The 24206-nt window shown below is 68.3% G+C and carries 21 protein-coding genes; 9 read left to right on the top strand and 12 right to left on the bottom strand.

All coding sequences use genetic code 11. The features are described 5' to 3' along the window. Positions 1-5: 5 nt before the first annotated feature. A complete protein-coding gene (locus ACTMTI_RS44445) occupies positions 6-1043 on the top strand; it encodes a PLP-dependent cysteine synthase family protein (RefSeq protein ID WP_441126869.1) in 1038 nt (345 codons plus the stop codon). Then, positions 1043-2272, top strand: coding sequence for an MDR family MFS transporter (locus tag ACTMTI_RS44450; protein WP_441126871.1), 1230 nt, complete (start codon positions 1043-1045; stop codon positions 2270-2272). The genes ACTMTI_RS44445 and ACTMTI_RS44450 overlap by 1 nt, the downstream gene beginning before the upstream one ends. A gap of 1 nt (position 2273) precedes the next feature. Here the strand turns inward: ACTMTI_RS44450 and ACTMTI_RS44455 are convergent, their stop codons facing one another. The 3 genes from ACTMTI_RS44455 to ACTMTI_RS44465 form a co-directional block, all read right to left on the bottom strand. Then, positions 2274-2618 (bottom strand): hypothetical protein, encoded by a 345-nt coding sequence (locus ACTMTI_RS44455; RefSeq protein ID WP_441126872.1) that lies wholly within the window; start codon positions 2616-2618, stop codon positions 2274-2276. A 98-nt stretch (positions 2619-2716) separates the two neighbouring features. Beyond that, positions 2717-3619, bottom strand: a complete 903-nt coding sequence (locus ACTMTI_RS44460) for a cation diffusion facilitator family transporter (protein ID WP_441126873.1) — start codon at positions 3617-3619, stop codon at positions 2717-2719. A gap of 323 nt (positions 3620-3942) precedes the next feature. After that, positions 3943-4683: a MerR family transcriptional regulator gene (locus ACTMTI_RS44465; protein ID WP_441126874.1), complete on the bottom strand. Its 741-nt coding sequence runs from the start codon at positions 4681-4683 to the stop codon at positions 3943-3945. Between the two features lie 352 nt (positions 4684-5035). Here ACTMTI_RS44465 and ACTMTI_RS44470 point away from each other — a divergent pair, with 352 nt between their 5' ends. Next, positions 5036-5422 (top strand): hypothetical protein, encoded by a 387-nt coding sequence (locus tag ACTMTI_RS44470; RefSeq protein ID WP_441126875.1) that lies wholly within the window; start codon positions 5036-5038, stop codon positions 5420-5422. A gap of 49 nt (positions 5423-5471) precedes the next feature. On the opposite strand, the gene ACTMTI_RS44475 is transcribed toward ACTMTI_RS44470, so the two are convergent. The 5 genes from ACTMTI_RS44475 to ACTMTI_RS44495 all read right to left on the bottom strand — a co-directional run bounded on the left by ACTMTI_RS44475 (position 5472) and on the right by ACTMTI_RS44495 (position 10480). Further along, positions 5472-6566, bottom strand: coding sequence for a YeiH family protein (locus tag ACTMTI_RS44475; protein WP_441126876.1), 1095 nt, complete (start codon positions 6564-6566; stop codon positions 5472-5474). Positions 6567-6997: 431 nt separating this feature from the next. Next, positions 6998-8353, bottom strand: a complete 1356-nt coding sequence (chrA, locus tag ACTMTI_RS44480; protein WP_441126877.1) for a chromate efflux transporter — start codon at positions 8351-8353, stop codon at positions 6998-7000. Next, positions 8350-9570, bottom strand: a complete 1221-nt coding sequence (locus tag ACTMTI_RS44485) for an MFS transporter (protein WP_441126878.1) — start codon at positions 9568-9570, stop codon at positions 8350-8352. The genes chrA and ACTMTI_RS44485 overlap by 4 nt, the downstream gene beginning before the upstream one ends. After that, positions 9567-9998 (bottom strand): chromate resistance protein ChrB domain-containing protein, encoded by a 432-nt coding sequence (locus ACTMTI_RS44490; RefSeq protein ID WP_441126879.1) that lies wholly within the window; start codon positions 9996-9998, stop codon positions 9567-9569. Before ACTMTI_RS44490 ends, ACTMTI_RS44485 begins: the two co-directional genes overlap by 4 nt. Beyond that, positions 9995-10480, bottom strand: coding sequence for a Chromate resistance protein ChrB (locus ACTMTI_RS44495; RefSeq protein ID WP_441126880.1), 486 nt, complete (start codon positions 10478-10480; stop codon positions 9995-9997). The genes ACTMTI_RS44490 and ACTMTI_RS44495 overlap by 4 nt, the downstream gene beginning before the upstream one ends. A 176-nt stretch (positions 10481-10656) precedes the next feature. Here ACTMTI_RS44495 and ACTMTI_RS44500 point away from each other — a divergent pair, with 176 nt between their 5' ends. The 5 genes from ACTMTI_RS44500 to ACTMTI_RS44520 are packed head-to-tail and all read left to right on the top strand — an operon-like array spanning position 10657 to position 14763. Next, a complete protein-coding gene (locus ACTMTI_RS44500) occupies positions 10657-11667 on the top strand; it encodes a sulfate ABC transporter substrate-binding protein (RefSeq protein ID WP_441126881.1) in 1011 nt (336 codons plus the stop codon). Positions 11668-11669: 2 nt separating this feature from the next. Further along, positions 11670-12527 (top strand): sulfate ABC transporter permease subunit CysT, encoded by an 858-nt coding sequence (cysT, locus tag ACTMTI_RS44505; RefSeq protein ID WP_441126882.1) that lies wholly within the window; start codon positions 11670-11672, stop codon positions 12525-12527. Continuing rightward, entirely contained in the window at positions 12520-13302 is a 783-nt protein-coding gene (locus tag ACTMTI_RS44510) for a sulfate ABC transporter permease (RefSeq protein WP_441126883.1), read from the top strand. The genes cysT and ACTMTI_RS44510 overlap by 8 nt, the downstream gene beginning before the upstream one ends. Before the next feature lie 5 nt (positions 13303-13307). Then, positions 13308-14273 carry a sulfate/molybdate ABC transporter ATP-binding protein gene (locus tag ACTMTI_RS44515; protein WP_441126884.1) on the top strand — a complete coding sequence of 322 codons (966 nt, stop codon included), beginning with the start codon at positions 13308-13310 and terminating at the stop codon, positions 14271-14273. A 46-nt stretch (positions 14274-14319) separates the two neighbouring features. Then, positions 14320-14763 carry an RrF2 family transcriptional regulator gene (locus ACTMTI_RS44520; protein WP_441126885.1) on the top strand — a complete coding sequence of 148 codons (444 nt, stop codon included), beginning with the start codon at positions 14320-14322 and terminating at the stop codon, positions 14761-14763. Here ACTMTI_RS44520 and ACTMTI_RS44525 read toward each other — a convergent pair. Continuing rightward, complete coding sequence (locus tag ACTMTI_RS44525) at positions 14753-15019, bottom strand: 3-keto-disaccharide hydrolase (protein WP_441126973.1); 267 nt, start codon at positions 15017-15019, stop codon at positions 14753-14755. The genes ACTMTI_RS44520 and ACTMTI_RS44525 overlap by 11 nt on opposite strands. Positions 15020-15383: 364 nt before the next feature. On the opposite strand from ACTMTI_RS44525, the gene ACTMTI_RS44530 reads away from it, so the two are divergent. Next, on the top strand, positions 15384-16778 hold the full coding sequence (locus ACTMTI_RS44530) for a cytochrome b (RefSeq protein WP_441126886.1): 1395 nt from the start codon (positions 15384-15386) through the stop codon (positions 16776-16778). Here ACTMTI_RS44530 and ACTMTI_RS44535 read toward each other — a convergent pair. The 3 genes from ACTMTI_RS44535 to ACTMTI_RS44545 form a co-directional block, all read right to left on the bottom strand. After that, positions 16770-17132, bottom strand: a complete 363-nt coding sequence (locus tag ACTMTI_RS44535; RefSeq protein ID WP_441126887.1) for a hypothetical protein — start codon at positions 17130-17132, stop codon at positions 16770-16772. The two genes, ACTMTI_RS44530 and ACTMTI_RS44535, sit on opposite strands and share 9 nt — an antisense overlap. A gap of 15 nt (positions 17133-17147) precedes the next feature. Further along, complete coding sequence (locus ACTMTI_RS44540) at positions 17148-21248, bottom strand: DddA-like double-stranded DNA deaminase toxin (protein WP_441126888.1); 4101 nt, start codon at positions 21246-21248, stop codon at positions 17148-17150. Between the two features lie 71 nt (positions 21249-21319). After that, on the bottom strand, positions 21320-23692 hold the full coding sequence (locus ACTMTI_RS44545) for a S1 family peptidase (protein WP_441126889.1): 2373 nt from the start codon (positions 23690-23692) through the stop codon (positions 21320-21322). Between the last annotated feature and the right edge of the window lie 514 nt (positions 23693-24206).

Below are 24206 nucleotides of genomic sequence, written 5' to 3' on the forward strand. Positions count from 1 at the left end.
TCACCATGTCTCCTTTCGTTACCGAACTCACCATGACGCACCTGGTGGGGCACACTCCTCTTTGCTGGATCGGGGAGCCGTTCGCCCCGCGCGGCCATGGTTTCTGGGCCAAACTCGAAGGCGCCAATCCCGGCGGGCTGAAAGATCGCGCCGCCCTGCACATCGTGCAACAGGCCAGGGCCCGTGGAGAGCTCGCTCCCGGCGCGGCGATCGTCGAGTCCACGTCGGGAACCTTCGGCCTCGGGCTGGCGCTGGCCGGCATCGCCTACGGCCATCCGGTCACCGTGGTCACCGACCCCGGCATGGAAGCGATCATCGAAACCCTGCTCGTGTCGTACGGCGTCCGGGTCGAGACCGTCGCCGATCCTCACCCGCGTGGCGGCTGGCAGCAGGCCCGCCTGGACCGGGTCGCCCGCCTGCTCGCGGACGACCCCGGCGCCTGCTGCCCGGACCAGTACAACAACCCGGACAACGTCGAGGCCTACGCTGGCCTGGCCGACGAGCTGGTCGCGAAGCTCGGCCGGATCGACGTGCTGGTGTGCAGTGTCGGCACCGGCGGGCATTCAGCCGGGATCGCCAGGCGTCTGCGCCTTCATCACCCGGCGTTGCGCCTGGTCGGAGTGGACTCGGTCGGCTCCACGATCTTCGGGCAGCCGGCGCGGCCCCGGCTGATGAGAGGGCTGGGCAGCAGCATTCATCCGCGTAACGTCGCCCATGACGCCTTCGACGAGGTGCACTGGGTGGCACCGCACGAGGCGGTGTGGGCCAGCCGCACCCTCGCCCAGACGCACTACGCGACGGGTGGGTGGAGCGTCGGGGCGGTCACCGTCGTGGCCTCCTGGTACGCCAGGACCAGCCCGTCCGGCACCCGCATAGCCGCGATCTTCCCAGACGGTCCCGCCCGCTACTACACGACCGTCTTCGACGACGCCTACTGCGCCGAACACCAGCTGCTCGACCGGCCACCTGCCGGCGAACCCGACGAGATCAAGCACCCCGGCGAGGCCGAGGTCACCGGGTGGACCCGCATGGTGATGCGCTGATGTGGCACCGCTTCCGCTCCTTCGACCGCAGCGTCCAACTGCTCATGGTCAACCAACTCGCCATCAACATCGGCTTCTACATGCTGATGCCCTACCTCGCCGGCCACCTGTCCGGCGGGCTGCACCTGGCCGCCTGGACCGTGGGGCTGGTGCTGGGGATGCGCAATCTCAGCCAGCAGGGCCTGTTCCTGCTGGGCGGGACACTCGCCGACCGCCTCGGCTACCGGCCTGTCATCATCGCCGGCTGCCTGCTGCGCACGGCGGGCTTCGGCCTGCTGGGGTTCGTGGACGCCCTGCCCGCGCTGCTCGTCGCCTCGGCCATGACCGGGTTCGCCGGGGCGCTGTTCAACCCGGCGGTCCGCGCCTACGTCGCGCACGGCGCGGGTGAGCGCAGGGTGGAGGCGTTCGCGTTGTTCAATGTCTTCTACCAGGCAGGGATCCTGCTCGGCCCGCTGATCGGCGTGGCGCTGCTCGCGGTCGATTTCCGGCTGGTCTGCGTGGTGGCCGCGGCCGTCTTCGCCGTCCTCACCGTGGTGCAGCTGTCCGCCCTGCCGCCGTGCCGCAACGAGACACCAGAAAGCACCGGAGTGCTGGCGGACTGGCGCAGCGTCGTGACCAACCGGCCATTCGTGATGTTCGCGCTGGCCATGGTCGGCTCGTACGTGCTGTCGTTCCAGATCTATCTGGCGCTGCCGCTGGAGTTGGGCGACGACGGTGCGGTCAGCGCGCTGTTCGCCGTGTCGGCGCTGGTGGCCCTGCTCGGGCAGGTGCGCATCACCGACTGGGCGCGCGGGCGGTGGACGGCCGCGCAGGCCATCGTGCGCGGCCTCGCGCTGATGGCGCTCGCCTTCGTGCCGCTGATCCCGTACGGGATCGTGGGAGCGGCGGCGCCCCTCGAGGCCGTGCTGGCCTGCACGGTGCTGCTCACGCTGGGGACGGTGCTCACCTACCCGTTCGAGATGGACACCGTCGTGACCCTGTCGGGCGGTCACCGGGTGGCCACCCACTACGGCTTCTACAACACGGTCGCCGGCATCGGCGTCGCCGCCGGCAACCTGGCGGTGGGCCGGCTGCTCGACCTCGGGCCGGTCTGGGCCTGGGGCGCGCTCGCCTTCACGGGAGCGGTGGGCGCGCTGGCCGTGCGGCTGCTCGACCGCGACCCGGAGGCTGGCACGTGCCGGCTTTGGGCACGTCCGCGCCGTATTTCGTCCACGAGCACACGGTCTTGAACTAGATCTTCCAGACGCCGTCCTGGAGCACCGCCCGGACCTGCCCGCCCGGCAGCACGACCATGTCGTTGCGAGAAAGGGAGTAGACGACCTCGGCCTCCGCCGGGGAAACGATGCTCACGGTTTCCACGCTGCCATCCATCCTGCGAAAGCGCTCGTCGTTGGCGAAGGCCTCCACCATGAGCTCGTTGAACTCGCCGTTCTCGACGACGTCCACCTTCTCCGCCATCGAGGCCTGCGGGCTGCTGTTGCTCATCGGGCCGATCATGGCGGAGGACTGGTTCTTCCTCACGGCGCCACCGCTGGCCACGGACCTGGTCGCCAGCCAGCGGATCGGAGCCGTCACGGCGGGCATTGTCGCCGTGGTCGCGTTGGCCTGCGTGGTCGTCGCGCTCACCATGCAACGCCAGGCCGCCGCCGGCCGGGTTGCCGCCGCGTCTTCGGTCAGCGATGTGTCGCCAGTACCGCGTGGTGATCGACCCCTTCGATGATCGCCGGGTCGGTGTGCACGGTGGCCGCGCGTAGGCGGGGAAGGTCGTGGATGAGCCGGTGCTCGGCCTCCACCGCTATCGCGTGGGCGCCGACCAGGGTCTCTTCGTGGCTGACCATGATGTCGACCTCGGCGTGGAGGGCGTGGCCGACCCAGCGCAGCCGTACCGCACCCACGTTCAGTACACCCGGGGTGGCGCGCAGGATGTGCTCGGCCTGGTCCACGAGCGCCGGATCGACGGCGTCCATCAGGCGGTGGTAGATCTCGCGGGCGGCGTCGCGCAGGACGAAGCAGATGGCCAAAGTGATCAGCAATCCGATGATGGGGTCGGCGATGGGGAAGCCCAGCGCCGCGCCGCCGGCGCCGAGCAGCACCGCGAGTGAGGTGAAGCCGTCGGTGCGGGCGTGCAGGCCGTCCGCCACCAGTGCTGCCGAGCCGATCTCGCGCCCGACTTTGATCCGGTAGCGGGCCACCCACTCGTTGCCTGCGAACCCGACCAGGCCCGCCGCCGCAACCCAGCCCAGAGCCGCTACATCCTGCGGGTCGATCAGCCGCTTGACGGCTTCGTACCCGGCGAGGCCAGCCGACGCGGCGATGATGACCACGATCACGATCCCGGCCAGATCCTCGGCGCGGCCATAGCCGTAGGTGAAGCGCCGCGTCGCCGCCCGTCTGCCGATCCAGAACGCGATGGCCAGCGGCACCGCCGTCAGGGCGTCGGCGAAATTGTGCAAGGTGTCGCCCAGCAGGGCCACCGATCCCGAGAACGCCACGACGACCGATTGGGCCAGCGCCGTCACCATCAACATCGCGAACGAGATCGCCAGGACCCGCATGCCGCGGCTACTGGATTCCAACGCGGCGTCCGTCTTGTCGGCGCTGTCGTGGCTGTGCGGAGTGAAGGCATGTCCTGCGCGGGCAAGCAGACCACGCAACCGACCGGCCTTACCCGCCGCATCGGACCCATGCCCGTGTCCATGACCATGACCGTGTCCATGCCCATGACCGTGTCCGTGTTCGTGCTGGGGTTGGTCCTGCTGGTTGGACATATCACTCCTTATCCGCACAAAGACCAGGCTGCGCAGTATATGTAGTCATGTACGCACGCGACAACGGATCATGTACCAACCACTCGCAGGTGCAACTCCTGCTCCAGACGAGTCGAGGGCTTGGCGGACGCTCATCCCGTTCCCCTGAAGCCGACGGCGAAGGCGCGCTTCAGGTACTCCCATGCCGGGGCGGTGAGGATTCCTTTCGTTGCCGCTTCAGGTCCCTTACGGTCGATCTTGGCGTAGAGGGCGGACAGCACGCCTCTGTCGTCTCCGGTCATCTCCGTGACTGTCGCGTGCCACTCCTCTGCGAGCTCCTGGACCCTCGGATCGGCAGGGTCGGTGGCGCGCTCGGCGTGGTCGGCAGCTCGTTCGGCCAGGACCGCCATCCGCTGTCGCCAGCGGGCGAACCCCTCTTCGCCGACGTCCTCGTGCCGTTGCCTGAGCCGGGTGAACTGCTCAGCCGTGAAGTGTTTGGCCTGCATCATCGCCTCCATCGTTTGGATGAGCTGATCGATCGTCGGCTCGCGGGCCTCGCGCAGGACCTGGGCCAGGTTCTGCAGTCGCCGGTGCAGTGTGCGGTGCACGGCCAGCCGGCGTTCCGCCTGGTCGAGTTGCCGCTCGATGGCCGCCCGCAGATCGGCGCCGTCGCCGTCCAGGGAGTCCGCGATCTCGCCGAGCGGCAGCCCCAGCTCGCGCAGCGCCAGGATGCGGTACAGGCGGTGTACGTCATCGCCGATGTAGAGGCGATGGCCGGCGGCCGAGCGTTCGGCCGGGCACAGCAGCCCAATCTGGTGGAAGTGGTGCAATGTCCGCACCGTCAGTCCGGTCGCGGCGGCCAGCTCGCCGATCTTCCAGCGTTGTTCGGTCATATCGATCACCTGTCGAGGACGCTATGCCGTGACGTCGCGTCAGGTACAAGCCCTCGGCACATGGCACCCTGAGGTGTTCACTTCGACGATGGGAGCAAAGGGCGCCGAGATCGGCCAAGGCGTTGTTGTGGGTGCGGATCCTCAACCAGCTAGGTGCGTACGCGCTGGCGTTCCTCGCCGTGTTCGCCGGTCCCGAGCTCGCTCCCGTCGCGCTTGCGGTCTTCGTGGTGGCGGCGCTGATCTCCCGGTGGGGTGGGGCGCTGCTGCTGGATCGGCTGTCGCCGCGGGTGGTGGTCGCGGTCGGGCTGGGTGCGACGGGGCTCTCACTGGTGGCCCTGTCAGCCGGCGCGCAGTGCTGGCCCACGAGCGCGCGCACGCCCGCGAGCGCCACGACTTGGTGGTCCTGCCGTTCGCCGCCCTCCATCGCGCCTTCCCCGCCAGCCGCCACGTCCGCGCCATGCTGGACGCGGTCGCGCTGCTGGTTGAGATGCGCGCCGACGACCGAGCCGCCCATGAGAACGACCACCTGACCTTGGCCACCGCGCTCCACCGCTTCCGCACCTGCGATCGCCTCGCCTCACCGCCCGGCACGCTCAGCGGAACCGGTCACGACCTCGACGCCCGCATCGTCCGCCTTACGGTGCCGTCCCGCACGTCATGGTCGGTGCGGATCCTGATCCTGGCGGTCGCCCTGACCGTGGTGAGCACACCGCTCAGCCTGTTCCTACTCCCCGTGTGACAGAACCATCCGGCCTGCGCAAGCTGCTCGGGTGCCCACCGTCGGCCAATCAGGCTGCGGAGAACCCCGAGAACAATGCGATTGCCAGGGCGAGTGCGACCAGCACGTTGACCACTGTCGCCACGGCGAACACGCCGATCGGCCGCCAGCCCGCCTCCCGCAGCGACGAGACGCGGAACTCCAGGCCGATGCTCACGAAGGCGAGGATGAGGAACCAGGTGCGCAGGTCATTGGCGGCCCCGATGACCTCCTTGCCGTGCGCCGCGGAGACCGTGGTCAGGTACCAGGTCGCGAGCACCGAGGCGGCCACGAACCCGAGCACGAACTTCGGGAAGCGCCGCCACAGCTCGGCCAGGCCGGGACGGGGCGCGTCGGGCCGCCGCTCGATCCGGAAGGCGAACCAGGCGGTCAGCGCCACCACGACGACGCCGATGAGCGCGTTCTGGGTGACCTTGACGATGGTCGCGATGGCCAGGGCGTCCTCGCCGACGATCGTGCCCGCCGCGGTCACCGCGGCCGTCGTGTCGATGTTGCCGCCGATCCACGCGCCGGCCACCTCAGGGCTCAATCCGAGCAGGGAGGCCAGCGCCGGCAGGATGAAGATGGACGGCAGCGCGAAGGCGATCACCAGGCTGGCGCTGTAGGCGAGCTGCTCGCGCTTGGCCTGCACGGCCCCGGCCGCGGCGATGGCGGCGCTGACCCCGCAGATCGACACGGCGGCCGACAGCAAGGCGCGCAGCTTGTCGTCCAGCCCGAGTTTGCCGCCCAGCCACCAGGTGAACAGGAACACCGTGCTGATCAGCACGATGCCTTGGACGATGGCCGGCCCGGCGGCGGTCACGATCACTTTGAGGTTGATCGACGCGCCCAGCAGGACCAGTCCCGTCTTGATGAAGAACTCGGTGCGGAAGCCGCCGGCCAGCCGATCCCGCAGCCCCGTGGCGGTCAGGACGGCGTTGCCGAGCAGGCCGAGCGCGATCGCATACACCGGGAACTCGATGGCCTTGGCCAGCGCGTTCCCCTCGAACCAGGACGGGACGCCCTGCTCCAAGAACCTCGTGGCGGCGGCGAGCAGCAGGACGGTCAGGACGCCGAGTGCGTTCCACTGCCACGTCCGGGGCGCGGTGGAGGTCTCGGCGGTCATCACGGCACCAGCCCAGGCGGAATGACGCCAGTGAGGACGAGGACGAGTAAGACCAGGCCGAGAATGGTAGCGGCCCAGTCCTCGTTGAACGCAGTGCGGCTCTCGGGGGGTTCGTGCGCGCTCATGGGATGCCTTTCTGCGACATCACGTCTTTGTGTGGATCCTCCGCGAAAATCCCGATGAAAGCAATAGGGAAACCATGGAATGTGGCATAACGGTCGACGGTGATCACACCATGACGTTGGAGTCGTCGGCGTTGTCTGTCGGCAAGCGCGAGAGGCCAGCCACTTGTCGATGGAGGGCAGATACAGCACCATGCCGATGGCCGCGCTGACCGCGAGCAGAACTGCCGATCGCCGTCAGCACATGGTCTACCGGGGTCCAGGCCGAGGTCGGCAGCGCATGAGGACACGGCCGATCTCGGCCATGGCTCACGGCAGCAGGACGGTGCCCATGCCCAGCAGAGCGCAGATGCCCAGGATGCGCAGCATCGGCCATTTCAGGACGAAGGTCATGACGAGCGCGGCCACGGTGATCGCGAGGGCGATGGGGCTGACCGTGCCCAGTTCGGGGAGCTGGATGCTGAACGGGCCCCAGTCCCAGGTGAAGGTGGAGCCGAAGAGGGTGTGCTCGGCGAAGTAGAGGGCGAGGTTGGCGATGACGCCGACGACGGCGGCGGTGATGCCGGTCAGGGCGGCGCTGATGGCGGTGTTGTGGCGCAGCCGCTCGACGTAGGGGGCGCCGAGGAAGATGAACAGGAAGCAGGGGACGAAGGTGACCCAGGTGGTCAGCAGGGCTCCGAGCAGCGCGCCGGCCCATGGGGTCAGGACGCCGGGGTCGCGGTAGGCGCCGAGGAAGGCGACGAACTGCACCACCATGATGAGCGGGCCGGGGGTGGTCTCAGCCAAAGCCAGCCCGCGGACCATCTCGCCGGGGGTGAGCCAGGCGTAGGTTTCCACAGCGCGCTGGGCGACGAAGGCGAGCACGGCGTACGCGCCGCCGAAGGTCACCAGGGCGGTGCCGGAGAAGAACAGGCCCTGGGTGGTGAAGACGCTGTCGGTGCCGAGCAGCAGCGCGACCGCGGCCACCGGCAGCCACCAGGCGACCAGCCCCACCGCAAGGATCTTGCCGGCGGAGCGCCAGCTGGGCTGGGCGTGGTGCAGGGCGTCATCGGGAATCAGCGGGGCCGGGCCGCCGTCGCCACCGTGCCCGTTGCCGCTCTTGAGAGCGTGCGGAGCGAGTTTGTGCACCGTCCAGCCGATGAGCGCGGCGATGGCGATCACGATAGGGAACGGCACGCCGAACAGCGCGAGCGCGAGGAAGGCCGCCACCGCCACGGCGACGAACACCGGGTGGGTCAGCGAGCGCTTGGCGACCCGAATCACGGCCTGGGCCACGATGGCCAGCACCGCCGGCGCGATCCCGGCGAACAGGGCGGACACCACCGTGGTGTCCTGCCACAGCACGTACACGGCCGAAAGCGCCAGCAGCGCCAGCATGCCGGGCAACACGAAGAGGGTGCCGGCCACGAGTCCCCCGCGGGTACCGTTCAGCAGCCAGCCCACGTATATGGCCAGCTGTTGCGCCTCAGGGCCGGGCAACAGCATGCAGTAGTTGAGCGCGTGGTTGAAGCGCTGCTGACCGATCCAGCGTTTCTCCTCCACCAGCGTGCGTTGCATCACGGCGATCTGCCCCGCCGGGCCGCCGAAGGTCTGCAACGAGATCAGGAACCAGGCGCGTACGGCCTCCCGGAACGGGATCACATCTGCCGGTGCCTGCGTGGTCACGTCGTCCTCCTGGGTTCGGGGGAAAGGGTGTCGTCATGTCGCTCCGCGGGCAGCCGGACCGGCCGGAACAGCCGCCAGAGAGCCAGGTCGTAGCCGATCTTGGCGGTGCCCGCCAGCAGGAACGGCCAGGCGAGCCCGAGTCCCTGCGCCAGCCCGGCCAGGGCGGGCCCTGCGGGACGGGTGACGTAGCGGGCGGTGTTGGTGACCGCCGCGGCGGCGGTCCGCTCCTCCTCGGGCACCAGCGCCATCACGTACGCCTGCCGCGTGGGCACGTCCATCTGCGACAGGCAGGCGCGCGCCAGCAGCAGCGCGATCGCCCCCGGCAGGGCCGGGGTGAACGGGACGGCGGCGAGCAGCACGTTGGACGGGATGTGGGTGAACACCATCGTGCGCAGCAGCCCAACCCGGGCCGCCACCAGGGGCGCTGCGAGCAGGGACGCGGTCTGCAGCACGCCGACTGCGGCGAAGGTGATCCCGATCGTCTGGGTAGTGGCGTCGAAGCGCAGCGCCAGCCAGTAGCCGATGTAGGCCTGGACCACGAACCCTCCGGCGAGGCTGTCCACCGCGAACAGAGCGGACAGCCGCGTCACCGCTCCCCTCGACCGGGCTAGCGTCTTCCCGTGAGAGCGGCGCGCCGGTGCCTCCACGGTGGCGGGCAGGCGTACGGCCAGCAAGCCACCTGAGATGCCGGCCACGATCAGCGCTCCTCCGAGCAGCCGCCGGTCGGCGGGCAGAGCGCCCAGCAGCGCACCGGCCGTGCCCGCGACCGCCGCGACGGCGTTGTACAGGCCGAAGCCTTTGACGATCTGCCGCTGCGGGCGGCCGGTGCCGGCCAGCATGACCTGTTCCAAGGTGGTGAACGGCCCGGACTCCATCACCTCGACCGACAGTGCCCCGGTCATGGCCACCACGGCCAGCAGCCACAAGGGTGCCCCGGCCGCGATGACGATCCCGCAGCAGATGAGCGCGCCGTACAAGGCCGCATAGCAACGACGGCGGCCGACGCGATCGCCCCATCGGGCCAGAACGAGGCTGGCCACGAGGCTCCCTGCGACGATGGCCGCGAGCAGCAGTCCCACCTGCGATGGGGACAGGCCGCCAAGGCGCAAGATCGCGCCCAGCTGAACAGCGGCAACCCCATATCCCAGGCCGCGCATGGCCTGGGCGCTCAGCAGGATGCGCACGATGCGTACGGCATCCCTACCTGCGTCGTTCATGCCGGTTCGCGCCCCAGCAGCAGGCCGCGCCGGTAGAACTCATACAGCCCGTCGAAGACCGGCCCGGTGATCTCCAGCACGTGGGAGTCATCGCAGATCATCGACAGCCCGCGCAAGATGGCGTCCAGACCGGGAGCTTCCGGCGCGTCGAAGCGCTCGTCGTCGATGTCGGCCTCGTGGACGATCTCGGCGATCTTCCACAGCACCGGATCGGCCAGGTCGTAGCGGCGCAGGATCGTCTCGAACGTACAGTCGCCACCGTGATGGGACAGGTCCACCCCTCGCATGTCGAACGGCGTCGCGTCCTCCGGCACCTTGGCGGGATCGTCCACGAAGACGAACTCGGCGTCGGCATCGACATGGCGGCGGATCAGCCAGGCACATGCCGCCCGATCGATGTGCACTCCGCTACGCGTCGCCCACTTCACCGGCTCTCCTCCTTGACGACGACCTCCTGAGCCAGTGCTCGCACCGCGAGACGAGCCTTCTCCCGCTCCGGCGGCGGGAAGTAGTCACGGCGGCCGATCCGGCGCAACTCCGCCTGCAGTCGCTTGACGGCCCGCGCGCGCTCCCCCGGCCGAGCCTGTGCTGCCGCCTCCACTTGCGCGATCACTGCCCGATACTCGGCCGCCCTGGCCTGCCGCATCTCCGCCGCGATCGCCTGCTCTTGAGCCTGGTTGCCCGGAGCCGCCAGCCAGAGCGTCGAACTGCCGCCCATCTCGCCGATCTCCTCGGCGATCCACTCCAACTGCTCACGGGTACGGGCGTCAGCGGGCAACGCGACCAGCCCGTCACCCAGCCTCGCCACCCCGAGCCGATCCAACTTGCGCCAGATCGTGATCCGCAACGTCGAAGGCTGCCGGGGAATCCGGTAGGCCAGCAGCACCCACTGGCCGGATGCACCTCTCACAGCCATCTCCTTACCGCAACCATCGTTACTGTAACCATAGTTGCGAGCAACTCATGACTACCAGCGCCAACGATCAACACGGAACGATAACGAAGACTTGCGAGCTCTTGCCGGACGCACTCCCGCCGCCTTATCTACTATATAGCGACTAGTTAAGTAGGAAATAGGGAGAACTGGTGAACGTTCGCAGGCTTCGGAGTCTGGCGGCGGCCACGACGGTGGCGTCGGTCACCGCCCTGGCCACCGCCTGCGGGGGCGGTGCAGGCTCGGGCGACAAGGTACAGCTGTCGCTGGTGGCGTACTCCACGCCGCAAAAGGCATACGAGAAGATCATTCAGGCGTTCCAGGCCACGCCGGAGGGCAAGAACGTCACCTTCACCAAGTCCTTCGGCGGCTCGGGCGACCAGAGCCGGGCCGTGGAGGCCGGCCTGACAGCCGACATCGTCGCCTTCTCCCTCGAGCCGGACATGACCCGCCTGGTCAAGAAGGGCCTGGTCGCCGAAGACTGGAACACGGGCGAGACCAAGGGTATGGTCACCGACTCGGTCGTGGTCATCGCCACCCGCAAGGGCAACCCCAAGAGCCTCAAGACCTGGGACGACCTGATCAAGCCTGGCGTCGAGGTCATCACCCCCAACCCGTTCACCTCCGGCGGCGCCCGCTGGAACGTGCTGGCCGGCTACGGCGCCAAATCCAACAAGGGAGCCGACAAGGAAGCCGGCGTGGCCTTCCTCAACTCCCTGTTCGCCAACGTGCCGGTGCAGGACGACAGCGCCCGCAAGTCGCTGCAGACGTTCTCCAGCGGCAAGGGCGACGCCATCCTGGCGTACGAGAACGAGGCGATCTTCGCCCAGCAGAGCAACCAGCCGCTGGACTACACGGTCCCGGACTCCACCATCCTGATCGAGAACCCGGTCGCCGTGACCAAGAACTCCAAGCACCCGAAGGAGGCCCAGGCGTTCCTGAAGTACCTCTACACCCCCGAGGCGCAGAAGATCTTCGCCGACAACGGCTACCGTCCGGTGATCAAGGGTGGCGTGCCGGGCGTCTCCTTCCCCAACCCGCCCGGCCTGTTCACCATCGCGGACCTCGGCGGCTGGTCGAAGGTCACCACCGAGTTCTTCGACCCCAAGGGCAGCATCATGGCCGACGTCGAGCGCAAGCTCGGGGTCTCGATCGAGAAGTGACGATGCCCGCCACCACCAGTGTCGAGACAGCTCCCCCCGGGGGCGGCACGCCGCCCCCGCGGGCCCGGCGCGGCCTGTCCGGGCGGGGCGGCACCGCGCTCGGGCTGGGCTCGGCCGTTCTCTATCTGAGCCTGATCGTGCTGATCCCGCTGGCCGCCGTGGTGTGGCGCTCGCAGGAGCGCGGGATCGGCTACTTCTGGGACGCGGTCACCACGCCGGATGCCTGGGCGGCGCTGACGCTGACCATCGGCGCCTCCTTCGTAGTGGCCGTGATCAACCTGGTCATGGGCACGGTCATCGCCTGGGTGCTGGTCCGCGACCGGTTCCCCGGCAAGGCCGTCGTCGACACGCTCATCGACCTGCCGTTCGCGCTGCCCACCATCGTCGCCGGCCTGGTGCTGCTGGCGTTGTACGGGCCGAACAGCCCGCTCGGCCTCGATCTGGCCTACAGCAGGGCCGGGGTCGTACTGGCCCTGCTGTTCGTCACGCTGCCCTTCGTGGTCCGCACGGTCCAGCCGGTGCTGCTGGAGCTCGACGCCGACATGGAGCAGGCCGCCGCCTCGCTGGGCGCGGGCTCGTTGCAGATCTTCCGCCGCATCATCCTGCCCAACCTGGTCCCGGCGATGTTGTCGGGCACCGCGCTGGCCTTCGCCCGATCGATGGCCGAGATCGGCTCCGTCGTGCTGATCTCGGGGAACCTGCCGTTCAAGACCCAGGTGGCCTCGGTGTACATCTTCGGGCAGATCGAAACCGACAACCCGATCGGCGCGGCCGCGACCTCCACCGTCCTGCTCGTCGTCGCCCTGGTGACCCTGCTCGCCCTCGATCTTCTGCAGCGATGGGGGAGCCGCCGTGGCTAAGTACGGACTCCGCGCACTGGCCCTGGCCTATCTGACCTTCCTACTGGTGGTGCCGGTCATGCTGATCGGCTGGCGCACCTTCCAGAACGGCCTCGGCCCTGTCCTGGACTCGCTCACCACGCCGCAGGCCCAATCGGCGTTCGCCGTCACCCTGACGGTCGCGTTCTGGACCGTGCTGGCCAACACCATCTTCGGCGTCGGCACAGCCATCCTCCTGGTGCGCCGCGACTTCCCAGGCAAGCGGCTGCTGAATGCGTTCATCGACCTCCCCATGGCCGTCTCCCCCGTCGTGGTCGGCCTGGCGCTCATCCTGGTCTACGGCCGCTTCGCCCCCGCGGGCGGATGGCTGGAGAGCATCGGCATCCAGGTCATCTTCTCCACCCCCGGCATGGTGATGGCGGCCGTGTTCATCTCCCTGCCACTGGTCGTCCGGGCCGTGATCCCCGTCCTGGAGGAACTCGGCGACGACCAGGAGCAGGCCGCCCGAACCCTCGGCGCCGGCGCCTGGCAGACCTTCCGCCGCATCACCCTCCCCGGGATCCGCTGGGCACTGGCCTACGGCGTCGTATTGTGCCTGGCCCGGGCACTGGGCGAGTACGGTGCGGTCGCCGTCGTCTCCGGCCGCCTGGTCGAGCAGACCCAGACACTGACCCTGTTCGTCGAGGAACGCTTCCAGAACTTCGACGAACCCGCCGCCTTCGCCGCCGCGACCGCCCTGGCCCTGCTGGCCGTGGTCACTCTCCTGCTCACCAAGATCCTGCGCCCCAAGGACTGAACCTCATGGCCATCGAAGTACGCAACGTCAACAAGGCCTTCGGCGCGACCCGGGTGCTGGACGACGTCTCCATCGACGTGGCCTCCGGCTCGCTGACCGCGCTGCTGGGCCCCTCCGGCGGCGGCAAGTCGACCCTGCTGCGGGTCATCGCCGGACTGGAGACCCCCGACACCGGCACCGTGGTGATCTCCGGAAAGGACGCCACGAACCTGTCCCCGCAGCGGCGCAACGTCGGCTTCGTCTTCCAGCACTACGCGGCGTTCAAGCACCTGAGCGTGTTCCGCAACGTGGCCTTCGGGCTGGAGATCCGCAAGCGACCCAAGGACGAGATCCGCAAGCGCGTGATGGAGCTGCTGGAGCTGGTCCACCTGGAGAGCTTCGCCGACCGCTACCCGGCGCAACTGTCCGGCGGGCAACGTCAGCGCATGGCGCTGGCCCGGGCCCTGGCGGTCGAGCCCGAGGTGCTGCTGCTGGACGAGCCCTTCGGCGCGCTGGACGCCCAGGTCCGCAAGGAACTGCGGACCTGGCTACGCCGCCTGCACGACGAGGTCCACGTCACCACCGTCTTCGTCACCCACGACCAGGAGGAGGCGATCGAAGTCGCCGACACCATCGTCGTCCTCGCCGACGGCCAGGTGAAGCAGGTCGGCAGCCCCGCCGACGTCTACGACACCCCCGCCGACCCGTTCGTGATGCGCTTCCTCGGCCCGGTCACCGAACTGGACGGCCACCTCGTCCGCCCGCACGACATCGAGATCGGCACCGGCCCTCTGGAGGGCGGCACCCCCGCCACCGTTACCCGGGTGGTCCGCCTCGGCTTCGAAGTGCGGGTGGAACTGCTCATCAACGGACAGGAGGCCTGGGCCCAGGTGACCCGCGGCACAGTCGAGAGCTTGGACCTCCACCCCGGCCAGGACGTCCACGTACGGCCCAGCCCGGCCGCCCGCCCGCTGGCGCTGAGCACGCCATGACCACCACCTGCCGGGGCCACTGGGGGCTCACCCAGCACACGAACTGATGCGAATCTCCGCCCGCACCCACTACGCCCTGCGCGCCGCCGTCGTCCTGGCGGCGGCACCGCAAGGGCCCGTGCCGGCCAACAAGATCGCCTCCAGCCAGGACATCCCCCTCAAGTTCTGCAACAACATCCTGCTGCAGCTCCGGCGGGCGGGGCTGGTCCGCAGCCAGCGAGGACCGGAGGGAGGCTACTGGCTGGCCCGCCCACCGGAGGACATCACTCTGGCCGACATCATCGTGGTGACCGAAGGCATCGAGGAGGACATGGAACCTTTCCGCGGCGTCGCGGGCCCGCTCGCCGACGTCTGGTCGGCCATGCGTGACCACGAACACGCCCTGCTCAGCGAGGTCACCCTCGCCGACATCGTGGCCTCGGCCGACAAGCCCGCATCCGACCCCCGCCCGGGTGGGGTGACGGTCACATCGCCGGAGCTCACACCTTGATGAAGATGTTCCTGAAGGCCACCCGGCCGGTATGAGCCTGCAGGCCGATGAAACCGGAGTGGGGGTCATCGGCTGCGGCCTTGCCACGACCGGGGTCCTGATTGCTGAAGGTCGTGGTCTGGAGGCCGTTGACGCGCACGGTGTAGCTGTTGCCCCGTACCTCGATCTCGCAGTCCGTCCACTGGCCGGGGACGAGGGGTGCGGCCCGGTTGTATGCCTGCTGCCCGGCTCCCGCTCCGACCTCGATGTCATAGATAGCGCCCGAGTTCGCCGGCGGTGTCCGGCTGCGCGACGATCGCGCCGTCGATGAGCGCGAAAGTGCGCCCGGTCACCAACGGCATCTCGCGCGGCTCGGCTCCCCCACCTGGTACGCCCGATTCCTCGCGCAGGTGGGCACCGACCCCGCGCGGAAGGCGCCTCCACACCCCGCAAGAGCCGGCACGACACCGCGACCGGGCTGATCGATGCACTCGTCGGGCTGTGGCTGACACCCGTCACGCGCGACTGACCTTGTCCTGGCCCTCCGTAGTGACGTGATTCACGGTCACAAAGGCCCCTATCGACGTCACATCTGACGGCCCGATCGCGTCTTGTGTGTAGGCAAGGTTAGGGGGCCTCAGATGCGTTCGTTGCCGACCATACGCCGCTCGTTCCAGTTCTCTCACTGGTCGTTCATGTTCGCGGAAATCGCCGTCTGGTCGTTCGTCGTTTTGCTGGTGACCGGGGCGATGCTCATGCTGTTCTACGACCCCAGCATGTCCCAGGTGACCTATGGCGGTTCCTACGGCCCGCTGCGCGGGCTCGTCGTCAGCAAGGCGTTCGACTCGACCATGCACCTGAGCCTGGAGGTGCGCGGCGGCCTGCTCATCCGCCAGATGCACCACTGGTCGGCGCTCGTCTTCGTGGCAGCCGTCGTGTTGCAGCTGCTGCGCATGTTCCTCACCGGCGCGTTCCGCCGCCCGCGTATCCGGCAGTGGCTGATCTGGGTGGCGCTGCTGGCGCTGGGCATGTTCGCGGGCGAGACCGGCAACGCCCTGCCCGACGACATGCTGTCGGGCGGGAGCCTGTGGCTGATCATGTCGGTCGTGCAGTCCATCCCGGTGGTGGGCACGTGGCTGATGTCTCTGCTGTTCGGCTCGGGCTTTCCCGGTGACACGGTCATTCCGGTCATGTACGGCGGGCACCTGCTGCTCGCGGCCGTCATGGCCGTGCTGCTGATCGCCCGTGAGCTGCTGGTGCGGCGGCACAGCCACTCGCGGTTCGTCGCCTCGCTGCCGTCGCGGCGAAGCGCCCGCCCGCTGATGGCGGTCGCGACGATCGGCATGCTGATCATCCTCGGGTTCGGGTTCCAGATCGCCCCGATCTGGCTGTACGGCCCAGCCAAGCCGACGCAGATCTCGGCAGGCTCGGTGCCCGACTGGTACATGGGGTTCCTCGACGGCGCCCTCCGGATCATGCCTGGATGGGAGCTCACCCTCGGGAACTACACGCTCAGCCTCGCGGTCCTCGTTCCCACGGTGGTGGTACCCGGGGTCTTCTTCACCGCGCTGGCCGCGTACCCGATGGCCGAGCGCTTCCTCCTGGCGCGACGCGACCGCCGCGACGCGCTGGGCCGGCCCAAGAGCACGCGCCGCATCGCCCGCGAGACACCCGCGCGTGACCTGCTCGACCGGCCGCGCGATACGCCCGTGAAGACGGCCATCGCCGCCGCCGGGATCACGTTCTACGCCCTGCTGTGGGCAGCCGCGGCCAACGATCAGCTCGCCCACCAGTTCCAGCTCACCCTCAACGTCGTGACGATCTTCTTCCGGTACGCCGTGGTCATCGGGCCCGTCGTCGCCTTCGTCGTCACCCGGTGGATCTGCCTCGCGCTCCAGCAGTCGGACCGCGACGTGGCCGAGCACGGTGTGGAGACCGGGATCATCACCCGGTCCCCGGACGGCGGATTCCATGAGCGAGTGGCGCCGGTGCGGCAAGAGCGCGATCGTCACAGGGAATTGAGCCGGTCAGCATAGGTCCAGGGCGAGTTCCAGCCGCAGGAACGCGTCGGCCCAGGTCCGCTCCATCGCCTCGGCACGATCGCGGGTCAGGGTCGCCGCGAAGGCCGTGACAGCCTGCGCGACGCGGTGCAGCCCCAGTGCGGTCGACCACTGCGCCGCGTCGGCGAGCCGGGCATCGTACGTCGGGGGCAGGTGGCACAGACCGCGGTGGGCCGCCTCGGCGAGCAGATCCCGAGCCTCGATCAGGGCCCCCGGCCAGCGGTTCGCGCGGGCCGTCGGCGCCGGCGGCGAGGCTGCCGGCGCTGCTGGCCGGCCGCAGGTCGTACGGCGTATATCCCAGGCCGGCCAGTTCGCTACGGGCCCATCCACATGCCCCCGGCAGACTCAGTCCAGCCAGCGGCCGACGCCACGCACGGTGACTTCAAGCAGTTCTGCCGGATTGTCCGGGTCGGGGTAGTAGATGATCATGGTCGTGCCGGCCGGAAGCAGCATTTTGATGGCTTGGACGCACCCTGCCACGGCCTGTCGCTGCTGATCAGGTGCTGTGCCGTTGATCGGCACCGCGTCACAGACACCGCCACGGTTGTTCATGACAAGCCGTAGCGTGTTATCACGTAGCGCCACTTCCCGCGTGGCGACGCGATAAGCGAGCTGTGTCTCCAGGTGCCACGCTGGGGGCGCGATGGGCACACCGAACTCCTGCCTGTACAGCAGCGCGAGGCGGTTTTCGAGGGCCGCCAGGTCGTCGTGCAGCCCGCTCTCGACTGTATATCTTGCCCAGTTCTGGAGATCGTCGACCGGTGGCAGATTCGCGATCGGCAGTCCGTTCGCATCGAGCACCCGTCCGGACCCGTCGACGATATAGCCCTGGTTGTTCTGCAGCTTGATCGACTCGCTCACGTTCTTGAGCTGTTGCGCGGTGTTCTCGTACGGGCACTGCCCTCCCTCCTGAACGCACCCGATCGGGAGAATCCGCAGGAGTGATGTCGCGAGATTGGTCTCATAAAGCGCCGAGAGGATGGTCCGATCAGACAGGTGACTTTGCAGGTACATCGTTCCCCAGATCGAGTTGTATTCGGCGAACCGGAGTTCTTCTGGGAGGAGCGACTCCACGAAAGTTCCCTTCCACTGGCTCGCGTATTTGTTCCAGTCGGGATCTTCGCCCATGTCCAGGAGTCCGGTGAGGCAGTCCGAGAACTTCTTCCCTCCAGTCGCGACGCCTCCCTTGGCGGCGGTTTTGCACTTGCCTATGATCGAGTACTGGGAGGCGGCGTTGAGCAGGTCCAGTCCGAACAGGCCCATGTACTCTTCGGCGAGGCGGTGGGTTTCGGTCTCCCGGTCGGAGATCCCCCTTGCCGCGAAGTAGAAAAGGGGGCTCATGACGACGGACATGCAGGCGTCCTGGGCCTTGCCGACGAACTGGTTCCGGCAGTGCTGGATTCGTTCCTGGGCGTAGCCGTCCGGGTCGTGGAGTGGCCCGTTGGGGTCGTTGAGAATCTCTTCGGCGTAAGCGTTGCAGTCGTTGTATCCAGGCAGGCCGTCCTCGGGTCCCCACTTGCAGTGGCCGTACCAGACGGCCTTGAGCGCGCCCAGACGCAACTCGGCGTCTGCCCGATAGTCTTCGAACACCTCGGCGGCGATGCGAGCCGCTTCCGACGCGCTCTGGCCGGCCTTGATCTGCGCCGCGTACGCGGTGTCGTAGGCGGCGAAGGCGCTGGCCGCGTCCTGTGCCGCCGAAACAGCCGAGGCGCGGGCCCAACGGGCGGAGAGGGACGCCTTCCTGGCTGACTGCTGGGCCTGCTGGGTCGCGGCGGCAGCGGTGCGGACGGCCTCCGCGGCTCGTTCCGCGGACGCGGCGGCGTCGCGTGCGCTGTCGACGGCGTCGCTCGCGTAATCCCGCGCCCGGTCGGCTGCGATACCGGCGTCGTTGGCGTAACCGATCGCCTGCTCCGCCGCACCGCGGGCTCGTGCCGCCGCGGCCTGCGCGGTGCGCGCGAACTCGACGGCGCTCTGCGCGATCTGCGATGTCTCGATCATCAAGGATGTGGCGATGTAGTTGTGCGTCGCGGTCGCGTAGTCACGTTCGGCCGCACGGTGCCGACCCTCCTCCAAGAACTCGACCTGCATCGCCGTCGTGCCGGCGAGAGCGACCTGGGCGGCGTTCCGCACTTCGGTACCGTGAGAATCATCGCCGGCGATCGCGACGACCTTCGACCGGACGTCGATCGTGTGAGCGGTGTTGTACGTCGACTCCAGGAACTTCTCGAGGGCATCTGGATCGTCCGAGCGCAGGGCGATGTTCGCCGCTTGCTCGGTCTCTGTTTTGCCGGCGCTGCGGGCATCGGCGAGGATCCGCCCGACCTGCTCTCGTTCTTCGGCGGCTCGCTCGGGATAGTCCGGGTCGTCGAGAAACTCGATGACGTCGGGCCACCCGCCATTGAGGGCGTTCTGGGCAGCGGCTCTCATGGCCGGGGTGCCGGTGACCGTGAGACCGGTCAGCGTTGTGCGGTCGTCCTGCTCCTCGGCGGCCGCGAGCCCGCTCTTGACGAACTCGAGCACAAGGAGGTCATCGTCCTCGCCGAGAGCGTCCACGGCCGCCGAGCTGGTCCACGTACCGGGCACAGTCGCGAAGTACCGAGCCACTTCCCGCGCCTTGCTCACCGCCGCTGCCGGAGCGGTCCGCGAGTCGGCGGCCTCGGCAATCAGCGCATCGACCTGCGGAGTGTGGTACTCACGCATCGGCACTCCGAAACCGCGAGCGTCCCCCAAACGGGCCTTGGCGGCTTCCGCGCTGATGTGCCGGGCGAAGGACAACTCGAGCTCGAGCTCATTCTGGAGTCGTTCGGCGTCTGCCTCACGTGCCGATTTGTAGACGGCTTGGGCCGTCTCGGCGGCCTGTAACGCGTCCTCCGCCGCGCGGTAGGCGTTGTTCGCGTGCTGCGTCGCCAGCTCGGCCGCGTTGACAGCAGCGCCTGCGTGCTCGGCCGCGCTCGCCGCGGCGCTCGCCGCCGCCTCCGCATAGGACACCGCACGCGTTGCGGCATCTCGCGCCTTGCCGGCCGCGTCCTGGGCGATGTTCGCGTGACGCACCGTTTCCGCGGTGGCGCGCTTCGCCCGTTCCGCGCTTGCTCCCGCACGCGCGGCCGCGGCGAACGCGGCCTTGGCCTCGGCGCTCGCCTCCCCTGCGTAATGGCCGGCAGCCTCGGCCGCGCGTCCGGCAGCCTCGGTGTTCGCCCTCGCCGAGTCGGCGGCGGCGACCGCGGCGAACGCCTGCTGGTTCACGGCGATGATCTGGTCGATGGGCGAGATCCAGGCGGAGATCTGTGGACCGACCTGCTGCATGACGCGGTTGTGAGCCTCCGCCTCAGCAGCGGCGTCCGCGTCCAGCTCTGCCGCTGCCGCGGCCGCCCACGCCTCGTCGGACTTGGTATGCGCCCGCGCCGCTGCGGTCGCTGCGCGTCCGGCGGCCCCTGCGGCGGCGCGCGCGGCGTCCGCCGCTGCCCGCGCGGCTTGTACAGCGACGCGGGATGCCGCCGCAGCGCGATCGGCGGCCTCAGCCGCACGTTGTGCCTGACGCTTGGCCTCCGCCGACTCCCGTCCGGCCTGCGAGGCGAGGCGTTCCGCCTCAAGCGCATCGTTCTTGGCCGCCAGGGACTCAGCCTCTGCGCGGTCGGCCTGCGCGACTGCGCCGATCGTCTCGAACGCCGCACGGCGAGTCGCTTCGGTGGCACTCGCCCGAAGATCATTCAAGGTCTGGTTCTCGTTGTCCCGGGCCTGGGCCACCCCCCAATCGATCTGAACGAATCGTTCCTGCATCTCCAGACTGCCGTCCTGAAGCGCCCGGTTCGCCGCGGCCTTCACCTCCGGGCCGCCTTCAGCCATCGCACGATTGACGACCGCCCGCAGGTCCAACTTGTACGGCAGCCGCCATCCCGACTCGATGAACTGCCCCAAGGCTTCACGCGTCCCGTTGCGCAGCACCGCGTTCGCGGCGGCCTTGACCTCCGGTCCACCGGCTGCCTTCATCTCGTTCACGCTGGCGCGCAGGTCGATCTCCCGAGCAGTCTCCCAACCACCGGCGAGAAAGGCCTTCACGGCACCGGAGTCGTTCGAGACCAGCGCAGTGTTGGCAGCCGCGGACACCTCGGGACCTCCGTGGGCCTTGATGCGGCCGACCTGTTCACGATCGTCCTGCGCCGCGAGCCGGGGAAGCTGGTCAAGGAAGGCGCAGATCGCCGCCTTATCTCCGAGCAGAGCCTGCTCCGCGGCCGGACGGACGTTCACGCCGCCCGTGACCCATGCGTCCAGAACCACTTGGCGTTCGCATGCCGGCACGGCGGGTGGATCCGCCTCCGTCGCCCGTGCTTCACCGACGGGGCTGCCCACGAGAATCAATGAGAGTACGACGCCGATAACACTTGCCGCCTGCCAAAGACCCCTGCCGCGTAACGCGCGAATCGCATTCATCGCAGTCACTTCCACCATTTCGGCCGATACTTCCGAATGAATGGCGGGACGGCCGGCCAGATGTCATCTGCCGGCCGGCCGTTCCACCCTCAGTTGACGACCCGCAGTTCCAGAAGGGTCTCTCTGCAGTTGTCGGGGAAATCCGGGTGACTCTCGTCACATGTGGTGTCCGTACGTCCGAACTGCTCGCTCTCGTCCCGCTCGACGCGCTTGGTCCGCTCCGCGCCGGACGTCACGTTCACAACCGTCGCGTCCACGTCATGGCCGGCCCCCGGTGAGCGGCTGTCTCCCTGGACCTCGTAGACGTTCGGGATCCGGAGCTTCACGTATCCCGTGGGTGCGAGGACCTTGAAGCACACCGCCGTCACGCCGAGGTGCGGCTCGCCGACCTCGGTTTCGCCGTTCAACAAGCCCGGGAACACCTTGATCACGCCGACGCCGTTCTCCGTGGACGCAGTGCACGAGACCCAGATGATCCCGCCATTCCCAGAGAGCAGTTCGAAGTTCTGCGCCTCGGCCTCGTCCGTACCCCAATCGTCCTGACCGGATGTACCTGCGAACTCGTGAGGAAAGTCCACGGGATAGGCGAACTTCTCCACGATGGAGTCCGGGCCGATGACGGGCCACACGGTGACCATGACCGGCCGCCCAGGCGGATAAGCCCGGCCCACGATCCACGCGATCTGGTCGCCCGGTCGGTAGAGGAGCAGATGGCTCTGCCCGCCCGAACCCGTGTAATCGAAGGCGATGATGCGGTCCGCCGTGCTCTTCAGGTCATAGCCACCGATGCCGGCCGCGCTGTGGAACACAGCTTTGAACGTGTTGCCCGCGCCGTGTTCGAGGATCCAGGCCGTCTGCGCGCCCGGACGGTAAAGCAGCAGATGATCCAGCTTCCCCGAATGGTCGTAGTCGAACGCCACCACCTGATCCTGGGGGTCCTTCAGGTCATAGCCACCGATGCCGGCCGCGCTGTGGAACACAGCTCTGAACGTGTTGCCCGCACCGTGTTCGAGGATCCAGGCCGTCTGCCCACCCGGACGATAAAGCAGCAGATGATCCAGCTTCCCCGAACCCGTGTAATCGAAAGCGATGATCCGGTCCGCCGCACTCTTCAGGTCATAACCACCGATCCCACCGTCGGTCGAGGAATAGACCGGCGTGAACGTCGCACCACTGCCGTGCTTGAGGATGTGGACCGTCCCAACCCCCGGCCGATACAACAGCAGATGATCCAGCTTCCCCGAACCCGTGTAATCGAAAGCGATGATCCGGTCCGCCGCACTCTTCAGGTCATAACCACCGATCCCACCGTCGGTCGAGGAATAGACCGGCGTGAACGTCGCACCACTGCCGTGCTTGAGGATGTGGACCGTCCCAACCCCCGGCCGATACAACAGCAGATGATCCAGCTTCCCCGAACCCGTGTAATCGAAAGCGATGATCCGGTCCGCCGCACTCTTCAGGTCATAACCACCGATCCCACCGTCGGTCGAGGAATAGACCGGCGTGAACGTCGCACCACTGTCGCGCTTGAGGATGTGGACCGTCCCAACCTCCGGACGGTAAAGCAGCAGATGATCCAGCTTCCCCGAATGCTCATAGTCGAAAGCCACCACCTGATCCCGGGCATCCTTCAGGTCATAGCCGCCGATCCCGGTCGAACTGGGTCCGTACGCGCGGAAGGACGTGGTGGGCTCGGCCGCGACCGAGCTGATCCAGCTCGCCAGATCGTCCACACGCACCGCGTCGGCGCCGCGCGGCCCGTCGTCAGCCGCGCCAAGGCAGCCGCCCTGCCCCGCGCCGAAGCTGAGCCCGACGAGCTCCGGGCGACTCCCGCCCGTACGGAAAACCGGCGCGCCCGCGTCGCCCTGACAGGCGCTCACGTCGCTGCCGTTCGCTCCGGTCCAACCGAACGAGTCGGCGGCCACGGTTCCGGCCACGACCGGCGCGGCATGCAGCCGGTTGGGCGCCCACTGCTCAGCGGTCCGGCCATAGCCGGCGACCTGCAGCGCATTACCCGCGGCAGGAACGGTGGAGCTGACCGCGACAGGCGTGACGTCGAGTACCCGCAACGACAATCGGACCAGCACAACATCCCGGTCTCGGTGCGGGTGGATCCACTCCACGGGCAGCACCCGCCCGCCCGAACCGAACAGGTCCGCCCTGCCGACCGTCACCGTCGTCGCCACCCTCGGCGACCCGCTCGTGACGGACTCCCCCTCAGAGGCGAAACAACTGGTGGCGGTGATCACCCACTGCGGGCTGACCAAGGCTCCAGTGCACCCGTGCGTCTCACCGACGTTCACCTTCGCCACGAAACCCCACGTGCCGTCGGCGACCGGACTCCCGCCCCTCACCGCGTGGGCCGGCGTCGCTCCCGCCCAGAGCACGACCGAGGAGACAGCCATCAATAACGAGAGGGCTGTGATGTGTAAAAACCGGATCATTCGCTGGAGGTTCACGGCACGATTGTGAGAGTTGGGTCCTGGGCGAACCAGGGCATCTACCGGACATAAAGCGGCCATTTGCTCAGCGAGAGCTTCGGACCGCAGTCTCCACCCCGGCGTACCGAAATGTGCAGTCTGAGCACGACTGCACATTGGGCAGATGGGCCCCAACGGCGAGGAGTCAGCTCAACGGCCTCGGGCCTGTCTCTCGACGCGGCCACCGACGCGCTGGCCAGGCCGCGACTGATAGAGGCGTGAGCCGTGCGGGTGGCCGCCTTCGGACGAGGAAGTTCGGCGCGGACCTGCGATGATCCTCAAGGCAGCCCTGCGTTCATTGCGTGGTTGAGCGTGGCCATAGCCGCAGGACCTGGGCTTACTCTCTGAGATCCCTGGTTCTTTCTCGTCATCGGGACGGCCTTCGCCGACAACGATGCGGCTATGTCAGCGGCTGCATCATTCTGGTCACGCTGTACCACCCTGCTGGCGAGTGCGGCTCAACGTACGGGGCGCGGCCTGAAGTCACGGCCGC

Origin of the sequence: Nonomuraea sp. H19, from assembly GCF_052068215.1 — a bacterium.
In the GTDB taxonomy this organism is placed as follows: domain Bacteria; phylum Actinomycetota; class Actinomycetes; order Streptosporangiales; family Streptosporangiaceae; genus Nonomuraea.

Coding starts and splice junctions, on each gene's coding strand:
- ACTMTI_RS44465 (WP_441126874.1), bottom strand. CDS start 4,683: ATGACCGAACAACGCTGGAAGATCGGCGAGCTGGCCGCCGCGACCGGA.
- ACTMTI_RS44520 (WP_441126885.1), top strand. CDS start 14,320: ATGCGAATCTCCGCCCGCACCCACTACGCCCTGCGCGCCGCCGTCGTC.
- ACTMTI_RS44475 (WP_441126876.1), bottom strand. CDS start 6,566: ATGACCGCCGAGACCTCCACCGCGCCCCGGACGTGGCAGTGGAACGCA.
- ACTMTI_RS44530 (WP_441126886.1), top strand. CDS start 15,384: ATGCGTTCGTTGCCGACCATACGCCGCTCGTTCCAGTTCTCTCACTGG.
- ACTMTI_RS44445 (WP_441126869.1), top strand. CDS start 6: ATGTCTCCTTTCGTTACCGAACTCACCATGACGCACCTGGTGGGGCAC.
- ACTMTI_RS44450 (WP_441126871.1), top strand. CDS start 1,043: ATGTGGCACCGCTTCCGCTCCTTCGACCGCAGCGTCCAACTGCTCATG.
- ACTMTI_RS44515 (WP_441126884.1), top strand. CDS start 13,308: ATGGCCATCGAAGTACGCAACGTCAACAAGGCCTTCGGCGCGACCCGG.
- ACTMTI_RS44485 (WP_441126878.1), bottom strand. CDS start 9,570: ATGAACGACGCAGGTAGGGATGCCGTACGCATCGTGCGCATCCTGCTG.
- cysT (WP_441126882.1), top strand. CDS start 11,670: ATGCCCGCCACCACCAGTGTCGAGACAGCTCCCCCCGGGGGCGGCACG.
- ACTMTI_RS44540 (WP_441126888.1), bottom strand. CDS start 21,248: ATGGTGGAAGTGACTGCGATGAATGCGATTCGCGCGTTACGCGGCAGG.